The 12991-nt window shown below is 61.9% G+C and carries 11 protein-coding genes and 1 pseudogene; 6 read left to right on the top strand and 6 right to left on the bottom strand.

The genetic code is table 11. The annotated features are described in order from the left end of the window. From thiO to AF71_RS22525, 5 genes are all read left to right on the top strand, one after another. Window positions 1–975: a glycine oxidase ThiO gene (gene thiO, locus AF71_RS22505; RefSeq protein ID WP_169683188.1), complete on the top strand. Its 975-nt coding sequence runs from the start codon at window positions 1–3 to the stop codon at window positions 973–975. After that, window positions 972–1169, top strand: a complete 198-nt coding sequence (thiS, locus tag AF71_RS22510; RefSeq protein ID WP_018855862.1) for a sulfur carrier protein ThiS — start codon at window positions 972–974, stop codon at window positions 1167–1169. The genes thiO and thiS overlap by 4 nt, the downstream gene beginning before the upstream one ends. 2 nt (window positions 1170–1171) lie before the next feature. Further along, on the top strand, window positions 1172–1945 hold the full coding sequence (locus tag AF71_RS22515; protein ID WP_169683161.1) for a thiazole synthase: 774 nt from the start codon (window positions 1172–1174) through the stop codon (window positions 1943–1945). Continuing rightward, complete coding sequence (locus tag AF71_RS22520; RefSeq protein WP_169683163.1) at window positions 1942–2571, top strand: thiamine phosphate synthase; 630 nt, start codon at window positions 1942–1944, stop codon at window positions 2569–2571. The genes AF71_RS22515 and AF71_RS22520 overlap by 4 nt, the downstream gene beginning before the upstream one ends. Before the next feature lie 116 nt (window positions 2572–2687). After that, window positions 2688–4013, top strand: coding sequence for a glucoamylase family protein (locus AF71_RS22525; RefSeq protein ID WP_169683165.1), 1326 nt, complete (start codon window positions 2688–2690; stop codon window positions 4011–4013). Here the strand turns inward: AF71_RS22525 and AF71_RS22530 are convergent, their stop codons facing one another. From AF71_RS22530 to AF71_RS22555, 6 genes and pseudogenes are all read right to left on the bottom strand, one after another. Continuing rightward, entirely contained in the window at window positions 4014–5054 is a 1041-nt protein-coding gene (locus AF71_RS22530) for an ABC transporter ATP-binding protein (RefSeq protein WP_169683168.1), read from the bottom strand. Beyond that, window positions 5051–6668, bottom strand: a pseudogene (locus AF71_RS22535) (iron ABC transporter permease). Before AF71_RS22535 ends, AF71_RS22530 begins: the two are co-directional and overlap by 4 nt. Before the next feature lie 115 nt (window positions 6669–6783). Continuing rightward, window positions 6784–7812: an iron ABC transporter substrate-binding protein gene (locus AF71_RS22540; RefSeq protein ID WP_169683170.1), complete on the bottom strand. Its 1029-nt coding sequence runs from the start codon at window positions 7810–7812 to the stop codon at window positions 6784–6786. Window positions 7813–7944: 132 nt separating this feature from the next. After that, entirely contained in the window at window positions 7945–8934 is a 990-nt protein-coding gene (locus tag AF71_RS22545; protein ID WP_169683172.1) for an Ldh family oxidoreductase, read from the bottom strand. A 71-nt stretch (window positions 8935–9005) separates the two neighbouring features. Next, complete coding sequence (locus tag AF71_RS22550; protein ID WP_113469708.1) at window positions 9006–10544, bottom strand: aldehyde dehydrogenase family protein; 1539 nt, start codon at window positions 10542–10544, stop codon at window positions 9006–9008. 17 nt (window positions 10545–10561) lie between these two features. Then, window positions 10562–11845, bottom strand: a complete 1284-nt coding sequence (locus AF71_RS22555) for an FAD-binding oxidoreductase (protein ID WP_062374004.1) — start codon at window positions 11843–11845, stop codon at window positions 10562–10564. A 218-nt stretch (window positions 11846–12063) separates the two neighbouring features. Here AF71_RS22555 and AF71_RS22560 point away from each other — a divergent pair, with 218 nt between their 5' ends. Beyond that, window positions 12064–12954, top strand: a complete 891-nt coding sequence (locus AF71_RS22560; RefSeq protein ID WP_169683175.1) for a LysR family transcriptional regulator — start codon at window positions 12064–12066, stop codon at window positions 12952–12954. Window positions 12955–12991 lie beyond the last annotated feature (37 nt).

Here is a 12991-nt window from a genome sequence, read left to right on the forward strand (position 1 = left end):
ATGCATGTCCTCGTCAAAGGGGCCGGCGTTGCCGGCCTCACGGTCGCGCACGAACTCACTCTTCGAAGTGCTGACGTCACCGTTATGGATCCGAATCCAGATTTCGGCCAGGCAGCATCATGGCTCGCGGGCGGCATGCTGGCACCGTGGTGTGAGCGTGAAGGCGCGGACGAAGCCGTCTTGCTGAGTGGCTGCGGTGCCATCGATCGGTGGGACATGATGCTGCCCGGCGAGGTACACCGAAACGGCACGCTGGTCGTTGCCCCCGCGCGCGATCAGGGTGAACTCGATCGCTTTGCCAGCCGCACCAGCGGCCATGAATGGCTGGGCGAGGAGCAGATCGGCCCATTGGAGCCGGCTCTCGCAGGCCGCTTCAGGCGTGCTCTGTTCTTCCCGCTGGAAGGACATCTCGATCCGAGACGAGTGCTGGGTCTGCTGCGAGAAAAGCTCGCCGCTCGACATGTTGCATTCATCGACCAAGTGGCCGAGACCACCGGCTACGACGACATCGTCGATTGCACGGGCGCAGCACGCATTGGGCAAACGAGTGGGCTTCGCGGCGTGCGCGGCGAAATGCTCTATCTACACACGCCCGAGGTCGACCTCGCCAGACCCGTTCGCCTGCTGCATCCGCGCTTCCCCGTCTATATCGTTCCGCGTGGAAATGGCCTGTTCATGGTGGGCGCCACCATGATCGAGACCGAGTTCGCCGGTCCCATCTCGGCGCGTTCGATGATGGAACTGCTGAACGCCGCCTACGCTGTGCATCCCGCCTTTGCGGACGCTACCGTTATCGAAACCGGCGCGGGCATCCGGCCGGCATTCGCCGACAATTTTCCACGCGTGACCCGCGAGGCCGAGGCGGTCGTGCTCAACGGCCTCTATCGCCACGGCTTCCTGCTGGCGCCTACCATGGCGCAGGAAGCTGTGGACCTTGTCTTCTCCAGAACCGAACCAGGAGGAAATTGCCGATGAAACTGATCGTCAACGGCGAGTATCACGACCTCGCTGCGCCAACCTTGTCCGAACTGCTGACGCTGATGGAATACGAAGGCGACTGGCTGGCGACCGCCGTCAACGGCGAAATCGTCCACCGTGAGGACCGCGCCGACCACGCGCTCAACGACAACGACCGGATCGAAATCCTGTCGCCGATGCAGGGAGGCTGACCATGCTGACGCTCTACGACACCGTAGTCTCCTCCCGCCTGCTTCTCGGCACCGCACGGTATCCTTCACCTGCGACCCTCGCGGAGGCCGTCAAGCGATCGGGAACGGAGATCGTCACCGTCTCGCTCCGCCGCGAGACCGCGGGCGGACGGAGCGGCAGTGCCTTCTTCGAGATGATACGGGCATTCGGCGTTCGAGTTCTGCCGAACACCGCGGGCTGCCATGGCGTCTCCGAGGCCGTGCTGACAGCCAAGATGGCGCGCGAGCTCTTCGGCACCAGTTGGATCAAGCTGGAGGTGATCGGCAATCACGATACGCTTCAGCCTGATGTTTTCGGCTTGGTGGAAGCCGCCCGCATCCTTTCCGCCGAGGGCTTTGAGGTCTTTCCCTACACGACCGACGACCTCGTGGTGGCCGAGAAGCTGCTCGAAGCGGGTTGTCGGGTATTGATGCCATGGTGCGCCCCGATCGGCAGTGCGGCGGGACCGCTCAACCTCTCGGCGTTGCGTTCGATGCGCGCACATTTCCCCGACATTCCGCTCATCGTTGATGCCGGGATCGGGCGGCCATCACATGCGGCGACCGTCATGGAGCTCGGCTTCGATGCCGTCCTCCTGAACACCGCCGTCGCCGGTGCCGGCAACCCGGCTACCATGGCGGGCGCGTTTGCCAAGGCGATCGAGTCCGGCCGCGAGGCTTTCGGTGCGGGCATGCTCGAACCGCGCGATGTCGCGGTTCCCTCGACACCCATCATCGGAAAGGCCGTATTTGCATGATGCTAGATCCCTTCTATCTCATCGTCGATAGCGCCGAATGGATCGCACGGCTGGTGCCGCTCGGCGTCAAGCTCGTGCAGCTCAGGATCAAGGATAAAGAGACGGCCGAGCTGCGCACCGAAATCCGAACCGCGAAGGCGATTTGCGCTAAGCATGGCTGTCAGCTCATCATCAACGACTACTGGCAGCTCGCCGTCGAAGAAGGATGCGATTTCGTCCACCTCGGTCAGGAGGATCTGGAAGCGGCCGATCTCGGCGCCATTCGTGTCGCCGGCCTGAAGCTTGGGCTGTCCACCCACGACGATGCGGAACTTGAGACGGCGCTAGCGGCAAAGCCGGACTACATCGCGCTCGGTCCGATCTATCCGACCATTCTCAAGCAGATGAAATGGTCGCCGCAAGGACCGGAACGCCTGCGCCTATGGAAGTCGCGCCTCGGCGACCTGCCGCTCGTCGCCATCGGCGGGTTGAACGTCGATCGAATCGAGGGCGTTTTTTCTCAGGGCGCCGACAGCGCTGCCGTCGTGACCGATATTACCCTGAACCCCGATCCGGAGACACGAACGCGGCAGTGGCTTGCTGTCACCGCACCTTGGCGAAGTGTGGAAATGCCATTGGGTCGGTAGCAGAATAGAACGGTCGATGGATCGTTCTGTCGCAACACCTTCAAAAATGATTGATTTGCGGATCGTGCTTCACCATGTTGAACCGGGGACTGGACAACAAGTTGGGCTTGGCACGTATGTTACAACGGACCGAGGAAACGGATGCCGCGCTGATCGACAGGCTTCAGCAAGGCGCATTCAATTATTTCCCGAAGCACTACAATCCCGAAAACGGGCTGGTCGCGGACACCTCCATCGCGGGCGTTCCCTGCAGCATCGCCGCGGTCGGCTTTTCCCTGTCGTCCTATCCCGTCGCAGTCGAGCGCGGCTGGATGCAGCGTTCCGACGCGATCGAATACACGCTGAAGACGCTATGCTTCTTTGCCAACGGCCACCAAGGTCGTGAGCGGCACGCGATCGGCTATCGCGGTTTCTTCTATCATTTCCTGCACATGGACACCGGCCACCGCGCCTGGAACAGCGAGTTGTCGACGATCGACACCACGCTTCTCGTCGCAGGCATGTTGACCGCGGCGGCCTATTTCGACCGCAACACCGAAGACGAGACGGAGATTCGCAGGCTCGCGAGTTTGGTCTACGAGAGAATCGACTGGCACTGGGCGCTGAACAAGGGCCAGACCGTCTGCATGGGCTGGAAGCCGGGCAGCGGCTTCCTGCGTTGGCGCTGGCAGGGCTACGACGAAGCGATCCTGCTTTATACGCTGGCCCTCGCTTCCCCGACGCATCCGATTCCGGCGTCGAGCTACGATGCCTTTACCGCGAGCTATTCGTGGATGCTGTTCGGCGACCAACCTTACGTCTATGCCGGCCCGCTCTTCATTCACTTCTTCTCGCATGCCTGGATCGATTTCCGTGGAATCCAGGACAAGGCGATGGCCGAACGAAACTGGGATTATTTCCGCAACACGCAGATATCGATCGCCGTGCAGCGGGACTACGCCGAGCGCAATCCCGGCCACTTCGTCGGCTACAACAAGGACATCTGGGGACTGTCCGCTTCGGATGGTCCGCCTCCGACCCGCAACATGCGCGGCGGTCGCCATCCGCGCGTGCTCGGCTATGCCGCGCGTGGCGCACCGCTCGGGCCCGATGATGGCACAATCGCACCGTGGGCAGCGCTTGCATCGCTCCCATATGACCGCCAGGCCTCGCTCGATGGCCTTCGCGCCCTGATGTCCACCTATCCGAACCTGCTCTACGAGGATCGCTTCCCCGGTGGATTCAACCCGACTGTCAAGACCAAGCGACTTGAAGGCTGGGTCGACGATCGCTGCGTCGGCATCGACCAAGGCCTACTGGTCATGACGATCGAGAATGACCGCTCGGACTTCATTTGGGGTCTGATGCGACGCTCACCGGTCATCAGGCGCGGTCTCGAGCTAGCGGGATTTAGCGGCGGCTGGTTGTCGGAAGACGAGAACTCTGAACGTAAGATCGCCTGATTAGCGGCTTCCGAGAACATGCGCCTTGCCGGCGATGTCGAGGCGGACATGATCTCCGCGCTCGGGAAGCGCCACGCTTGACGTCTTGATCATGATCGGCGGAAGGGCAACGCCTTCAAGCGACACGGCGACGGTGCAGGTCGCCCCGCCGAATTCCACTTCGACGACCCGTCCGCGATAGGTCTGCGCGCTTTCATCGGGAACGACCCTGATCTGTTCGGGCCGCAGCATGATCTCGACCTTGCCTTTGTGGCCGCCGTCGACGGCGACCCGGCCGAGCGCACAATCGGCAAAGCCGTCGCGAACGATGGCTGGAAGCATCACCGCGTCTCCGAGAAACAGAGCTGTCTCCCGATCGAGGGGCTGCAGGTAAACCGATTGCGGCGACCCTGCCTGGATCAACTTCCCTTCCCGCAGGACGGCAACCTGATCCGCAAAGGAGAGAGCCTCCGCCTGATCATGCGTGACGAGGATCGCGGTGATGCCTGCGGACTGAAGAACGCGGGCCACGGCCTTGCGCATATTCTCACGCAGACCGGTATCGAGCGCCGAAAACGGTTCATCGAGCAACATCAGACGCGGCTTGCGGCCGAGCGCGCGGGCAAGTGCCACACGCTGCTGTTGGCCGCCGGAAAGCTGGTGTGGCCGGCGGGTGAGCATGTTGCGGTCAAGCTCGACCATATCGAGCAGGTCGATGATGCGTCGTTCGCGATCGGGCGCGCCACGCTCGAAGCCAAAACCGATATTGTCGGCAACGCTCAGATGCGGAAACAGCGCGCCGTCCTGCGACACGATACCGATGCCTCGCTTGTGCGCGGGCACCGCTACCGGACCATCCGCCAGCAGCTCGCCGTCAAGCGTCACACGCCCTTCGTCGGGGTGCTCGAAGCCGGCGATGATGCGCAGCAGCGTCGTCTTGCCCGACCCTGACGGCCCGACAACGGCCGTGCGGCTTCCGGCGGCGACATCGAGTGAGATGTCCTGCAATGCCTGGACATGCCCATAGCGCTTGCTGATGCGATCGATCGTAAGCAGCGTCATTGTCCGGCAGTCCGTTTCGATTGGGCATAGAGAAGAAGGGTGAGGGGCAGCGATAGCACGACCATCATGAATGCGTAAGGCGCCGCCGCCACGTAGTCGATCTCGCTGGTCAGCGACCAGAACTTCGTCGCAAGTGTCTCCACCCCATTTGGCGCCAGCATCAATGTCGCGGTGAGCTCATTGGTAATGCCGAGACCGACGAGCGCAACGCTGGCGGCCGCGCCTGGCGCGGCCAGCCGCATGGTGATCTGTCGCACGGCCTGGGCAGGTGTCCGGCCAAGACCCATTGCAGCACGCTCAAGCTCCACGGGCGCTTGGGCGATGCTGGCGCGCAGGCCCACCATGGCGCGCGGCAGGAACAGCAGGATGTAGGCAGCAACGAGGGTCGCGAAGGTCTGGTACAGGGGCAGAACAAGCCGGACGGTAATCGTCACCAGCGCGAGCGCGACGACCACGCCCGGCAGCGAACCGACATAGTAGTGGCAGGCCTCGAGCAGGCGCTGCAGACGCCCTGGCGCTCGGACCGAAAGCCAGGCCATCGGCGCGGCGGCAATCGTGGCAAGCACGCCGCCGGCGATGGCAAGAATAATGGTTTGCACAAACGCATTGCCGACCGTGTCGACGCGCCAGACCTCGAGGCCGCCGAGATAGAGCCACCGCACCAGCGTCACCAAGGGAACACCGAGCGTCAAAGCCGCCAGACCCACCTGCAGTATGATCGCAGGCACTATGAACCCGCCGAGCCGACGGCGATCCGCGGGCCGCGCAGAACCGGATCCAACGCGGGCATACCGCTCATTGCCGCGCAACAGGATTTCGAGACACAGCAGAAGCAGGCAGCAAGCGACGAGAACGCCACCCAGCATGTTGGCGGCCGGGCTATTATAGGCGGATTGGAACTGGTCGACGATCGCGGTTGCGAAAGTGTCGAAACGGATCATCACGAAGAGGCCGTACTCCGAGAGCAGGTGCAGCCCGATCAGCAGCGAACCGCCACAGATGGCGAAACGCAACTGCGGCAAGATGGTGCGGAAGAACAAACGCCAGGGGCCGAGGCCAAGGGAAGAGGCCGCATCCTCAATGGCTGGATCCAGCCGGCGCAAGGCAGCGGCGACCGGAAGATAAAGAAACGGAAAGTATGCCAGTACGGAGACGAAGACACCGCTCTGCAGCCCACGCATGCCGGGAACGACGCTGATCCAGGCGTAGCTATGGACAAAGGCCGGCACCGCCAGCGGCGCAACCGCCAACCACGACCAAAGCCGGGCGAAGGGGATGTCCGTCCGTTCGACCAACCAGGCCAGCGTTACGGCAAGGGCGATCGACAGCGGAATGGTAAAAGCTTCCAGCAGCACCGTGTTGACAAGCAGTTCGCCAACGCGCGCACGAAACACCAATTCCTTGACGGTCTGCCAACCGACATCAAAGGTTATCCAGCCGATGAAACCAAGCGGAACCAAACTGAACAGCGCCACGACGGAAGCAAAGAGGATGACGGAAGCGTGGGGCAAACGCGCCCGCAGCCGATCTATTCCCGCCACCGGCCGCACCATCGGCCTTTCATGACCGGGAACAAGCAATCTGTTGTCCTGCAGCAAGGCCTGCCGCCTTTATACGCTGAAAAAGGAAGGCAACCGCCTATGAAAGGCGGTTGCCGATTTCGTCATGCCCTACGTTTTTCTTGAGCCAAAAGCAACAGTTTTAACCCCCGGGCCCGTGACAGAAAGACTTAGATGATGCCGGCGGCAGTCATCAGTTCCGTCACCTTCTTGCTGTTCAAGTTGGCTGCATCGACCGTCGGTGCATCGAGATCAACCAGCGGAACGAGCTTCTCATTCGATGCTGCATTTTTGCCGACCGCATATTCGTAGGACGTGCCGTTCTTGAGGATGTCCTGGCCCGGCTTGCCGGTGACGAACTTGAGGAAGGTCTGAGCCTCCTTGGCATGCTGGCTCGACTTCAGAACGCCGCCGCCGGAAATGCTGACGAAGGCGCCGGGATCCCGGTTCTTGAAGTAGTGGAGGGCAACGTTCTTGCTGTTCTCACCGGTCTTCGCCTGATCGCCGAACCAGTAGTAGTGATAGATCACCGCACCCTCGACTTCGCCGGCATTGACCGCCTTCATGGCGACGCTGTTGCCCTTATATGGCGTGGAGTTTTCCTTGAGCGCCTTGAGCCAGGCCGCGGTCGCTTCCTCGCCCTTGAGCTCGAGCAAAGCGCTGACGATCGCCTGGAAGTCAGCACCAGCAGGTGCAGCGCCCCAACGACCCTTCCAGACCGGATCCGCGAGGTCGAGCAGCGATTTCGGCAACTTGTCTTCGGTCAGCTTCGTCTTGTCGTATGCAAAAACCGTCGAACGGGCGGCAATGCCGGTCCACATGCCATCAGACGGACGATATTGCTCTGGAACCTGCTCGAGCGTTTCCTTGTCGACCGGTGCAAACAGGCCGGCGGCATCGACCAGCGTCATGGCCGGAGAGTTCTCGGTCAGGAATACGTCGGCCGGCGACGCGTCCCCTTCCTGCACGATCTGGTTGGCGAGCTGCATGTCGCTGCCCTGGCGCACCGTTACCTTGATGCCGGTTGCCTTGGTGAACGCATCGATCCACTCGCGCCCGAGGCTCTCGTGTTGCGCATTGTAGACGACGATACCTTCGGATTCCTGCGCGACAGCGGCGCCGGTGGCCAGCGAAGTTGCGGCAACGAGCGAGGCGGCAAGCGCCAGCGCGCCGGAAAGGCGATTAAGGGAAGTTGTCATGAAGCCCTCCATTGTTTCACCGGGGATCCCGGGATGATGAGCCGTATATTTTTGTTGATTTGGAATTTCAAGTTTTAGTGATGGCACAAATATCACAAATACTTGAAACCATTGATCAACTTTAGAATCGTTCTAGAGCTCGCAGATCGTCGCAATCACTTCGTCCTCGACATCGATGCCATGCTCCAGCGCCTGGCGTCGGGCAGTCTGGCCGCGACGCCCCGGAAGCCGCACTCCGGGGTCGGATGAAATCTCGTCCACCAGCCTGGCCAGCCGTTCCGCCACGCCCTTTCCACCGCTGGCGACAGGGTTGATCACGACAAGCATCTGCCCGAGGCCGGGCGCCGAACCCTTGTCGTCAAAAAGCGAGGAGGACTCGAAAGAGAAATTGGCCCCGGTCAGTGCGCCGGCGAGGAATTCGACGATCATCGCCAGCGCTGCCCCCTTGGCTTCGCCGGATGGGGCCATCGTCCCCTCGAGTGCCGCAACCGCATCCGTCGTCGGCTGGCCATTGCGGTCAAAGGCCCAATCCGCAGGGATAGCGACGCCTTTCTGGCGCGCAGCCATCACCTTGCCGCGGGCGACGCGCGAAAGCGCCAGGTCAATAACGAGCGGGTCGGCTGCCGGGATCGGCGCAGCGAACGCGATCGGATTCGTTCCAAAGACGGGTTTGCGCCCGCCCCAGGCGGCCATGGACGCCGTGGCGTTGGCAACCATCAGAGCGACAAACCCCATGTCCGCAAAGCGCTCGACGGTCAAGGCAAGCACGCCGGCGTGGTGCGAACGATGAACCGCTGCCAAGGCGATACCCTGCTCCCTGACGATCTCCGGAAGCGCCGCAGCGGCAAGATCAAAGGCTGGATAGGCGTAGCCATGGCAGGCATCGATGCGCACGACGGCGGGAAACTGCCGTTCGAGCTGCGGCCTGGCAAATCCGTCGACCTTGCCTGCCTTCGCCTGCTTTGCGTAGGCCTCGACCCGGCGCAGGCCATGACCGCCTTGTCCGGCAGCTTCGGCGGCAACGAGTGCCCTGGCGACCGAGCGCGCATTGGCCTCGTCCACACGATTGCGCGTCAAGGCATCGACAACGAGCGTTTCCGCCACAGCTAGGGTGAAATGCATGGCAACCTGCAAAACGAAATAGGGTGATGACGTGTTATGTCATCACCCTTTCGGCTGCAATGCAGCAATGATCATTCGACGTCGAACTTGACGCCCTGGGCAAGCGGCAGCGTCTTGCCGTAGTTGACCGTGTTCGTCGCCCTGCGCATGTAGGCTTTCCAGGCATCCGAACCAGATTCGCGACCGCCGCCAGTTTCCTTTTCACCGCCGAAGGCACCACCAATTTCGGCCCCGGACGGACCGAGGTTGACGTTGGCAATACCGCAGTCCGAACCGCGAGCAGAAACGAAGGTCTCGGCCTCCCGCATATCGTTCGTGAAGATCGAAGAAGACAATCCCTGCGGCACCGCGTTATGGAGTTCCAGAGCCTCATCGAAATCCGTGTACTTCATCACGTAGAGGATCGGCGCAAATGTCTCATGCTCGACGGGGCCGGCCTGAACAGGCATTTCAACGAGCGCCGGCCGGACGTAGAAGGCGTCTCCCGCACCGTTCTCGACGCGCTCGCCACCGGTAACCTTGCCACCGGCAGCCTTCGCTTGCTCAAGAGCCGACTGCATGTTCGCAAAGGCCTGCCTGTCGATCAGAGGCCCGACAAGCGTCCCCGTTTCCAGTGGGTTGCCGATCGACACCGAGCCATAGGCCTTCTGCAGGCGTGGAACGAGCTTGTCATAGACGCTCTCGTGCACGAACAGGCGACGCAGCGTCGTGCAGCGTTGACCGGCCGTGCCCATGGCCGAAAAGGCAACGCCACGCAGCGTCAGGTCAAGATCGGCCGTTGGGCAGATGATCGCTGCATTGTTGCCGCCGAGTTCGAGGATCGATCGCGCAAAGCGCTGTGACAGGCGGGGACCGACAACGCGGCCCATGGCCGTCGAACCGGTCGCCGAGACGAGCGGCACCTTGGGATGGTCGACGAGCACTTCCCCGACATCGCGGCCACCAATGAGCAACGTCGACAGGTTCGAAGGTGCTACGCCCCCTTCGGCAACGAACCGCTTCAATGCCTTCTCAAACAATGCCTGAACGGCAAGCGCTGTCAGCGGCGTCTTCTCAGAAGGCTTCCAGACTGTCGAGTTACCGCAAACCAACGCCAGGGCAGCATTCCAGGACCAGACGGCGACCGGGAAATTGAAGGCCGAGATGATGCCGACCACGCCCAAGGGGTGCCAGCTTTCCATCATCCGATGCTCTGAGCGTTCGGTGGCAATGGTCAGACCGTAGAGCTGACGCGACAAGCCGACGGCAAAGTCGCAGATGTCGATCATTTCCTGGACTTCGCCGAGCCCCTCGGAGGCGATCTTGCCAACCTCGATCGAGACCAGGCGGCCGAGTGCGGCTTTTGCCGCGCGGAGTTCTTCGCCGAGCAGGCGGACGAGTTCGCCGCGCTTCGGAGCCGGGACAGCCCGCCATTCGAGGAATGCCTTGTGTGCCGCCTCTATGGCGTCCTTTGCTTCCGAGGCAGAATGCTCCTTCAGCGCACCGATCTCCTTGCCGGTTACCGGCGAGGTAACGCGAAGGGTGCCGCCGGTATAGCGGTCGGCGCGGACGCCCAGTTCCGTGAGCAGTTTTTTCGTCTCAGTGGCGAGATCAAGTGCAGAGATGGTCATGGGGTCAACCTTGGTTCTCAAAATCGGGCGTCTGCGAAATGGGCCACTTGGGCGCCGGCTTCGTACCACATTTCCTTCACCGCGCGGAAGCTAGGTTCGGACGGTGCTGTAAGGGGCAGTGGCAAGTCCGCTTCCGTCGTCTGCCCCAGGATGAGCTGGGCGAGCGTGCGGCCAAACACTGTGCCGGGCGCGATCCCGCGACCGTTGTAGCCGGAGAAGCCCACAACATTCGGCGCAAACCTGTGGAAGCGGGGCAGCGCATTGTCGGTCATCCCGATCTTGCCGTACCACTCGCATTCGAACTCGACATCGCCAAGCTGCGGAAAGAGCTTTTTCAAGGACCGTTTGGCCCAGGCCGTGTGGATTTGAAGCCCGGTGTTGCGCAGCGCACCGACGCTGCCGAAGACCAAGCGTCCCGCCTGGTCCATGCGGTAGGAGGAGAGGATTTCCTTCGTATCCCAAACGCCTTCGCGCCCGGCAAGGATCGAGCGGCGCAAATTGTCGCTGAGCGGCCGGGTTGCAAGATTGAAATAGGGCAGATGGACCTGCTCGTTGCGTACCGCTTCCCAAGGGCCGGTGCTGTAGGCGTCCGTCGCCACGATGATCCAGTCGGCCGTAACCTCTCCCTTTGCGGTCCTCACGGTCCAGCGATTGCCCTTCCGCTCAGTTCCGATGACCGGGCTCGACGTGTGGATTGAAACGCCAGCCTTGACGGCCGCATGCGCAAGCCCGCGGGCGTAGGCGAGCGGCTGCAGCGTGCCTGCGCGCATGTCGAGCAACGACCCGGTATAGGCGCTGCTGCCGACACGCTTGGCCGTCTCCGCCGCGTCCAGCAGCGTCACCGGAGCGCCGCGTGCCGCCCATTGCCGCGCGCGATCCTCGATTTCCTTCAAGCCACTTTCGCCAACGGCGACGTGAAGCGTGCCGTTTCGTTCAAGCTCGCATGCGATGCCGTGCTTGTCGATCAACTCCATCACGAGCCGCGGCGCGTTGCCCAACAGGTCTAACAACCGCTCGCCATAGACCGGGCCGAGAACACCGGGAAGGTCATCAGGCATGACCCACATGCCGGCATTGATGAGGCCGACATTGCGGCCCGCACCGCCGAAGCCGATTTCCTTGGCTTCCAGCAACACGACCTTCGAGCCCGCTTCCGCCAGATGGAGACTTGAGGAAAGGCCTGTATAGCCTCCGCCCACGACTACGACGTCGGCGTTCACAGCGCCTGCGAGCGCCGGTGTCACGGGCGGCTGAGGAGCGGTTTTTTCCCAGAGGCCGTGGGAGCGGGGATCGTTCAGCATCGATCAAAATCCATCCATTAAGCAGGCGGCATTCTAGCGCCGTGCGATTGCTTGTTAAACCGCTGATCAGGTTGCCGATCGTAGCCAGGAGTGCGTAACAGGCAGTTCGATCGTATTTTCAGTTCATTCCGATTCTGTCAGATGGATGACTTTACAAAGCCGAATAAGGCGTAAATATCGACATTTAGGAAATAGCTTATTCTGAAATGGAATGATTGATGCTGCCATCACGACGTTTTCTTCCGTCGACATCCCTGCTTATCGCCTTCGAGGCTGTATCCCGCACCGGCAGCGTGACGGCCGCCGCGCGCGAACTCGACCTTACTCAGAGCGCTGTCAGCCGCCAGATCAAGGCATTGGAAGAGCAGCTCGGGGTCGAACTCTTCGTGCGCGAGCGCCAAACCGTGCGGTTGACGCTGGCCGGCGACGGCTATGCCCGCGAGATACGCGAGGCGCTGCGGCGCATTTCGAGCGCATCACTCAATCTTCGTGCCAATCCGCATGGTGGTACGCTCAACCTGGCGATTCTTCCCACCTTCGGGACGCGCTGGCTGGCACCCCGGCTGGGAGGTTTCCTTGCCGCCAATCCGGGAGTGACGATCAATCTTGTCACCCGGCTGTCACCCTTCGACTTCCGGCTCGATTCGATCGACGCGGCCATTCACTTCGGCCACGCTCATTGGCCGGGCGCGGAGCTGACATTTCTAATGTCGGAGAAGACCATTCCGGCCTGCAGCCCCGAATTCCGCAGCCGACATGCGATCAACGCGGCACAGGATCTACTCGAAGCCCCGCTGCTGCACCTGACGACGCGCCCGGATGCATGGGAGCGCTGGTTTGCGGACAACGGCGTGAGCTTTCAAACCGTGCACGGCATGCTCTTCGATCAGTTCGCGACGGCAGCCCAAGCAGCGATGGCCGGTCTCGGCGTTGCGCTGCTGCCGACGTTCCTGATTCAAGATGAATTGAAACGCGGCGACCTTGTTGCAGCCGTTGATCGCGAAACGGAAAGCCGCGAGCACTACTATCTTGCCTATCCGCCAGAACGGGCCGACTACGCGCCGCTGGATGCATTTCGCGACTGGATCGTTCGAGAAGCCGCGATCTGAAGCCTTGCGCCGACATGGCGCTTTCGATCATTATGCG

The sequence above is a fragment of the Rhizobium sp. 57MFTsu3.2 genome, from assembly GCF_012932765.1.
GTDB lineage: Bacteria > Pseudomonadota > Alphaproteobacteria > Rhizobiales > Rhizobiaceae > Rhizobium > Rhizobium altiplani.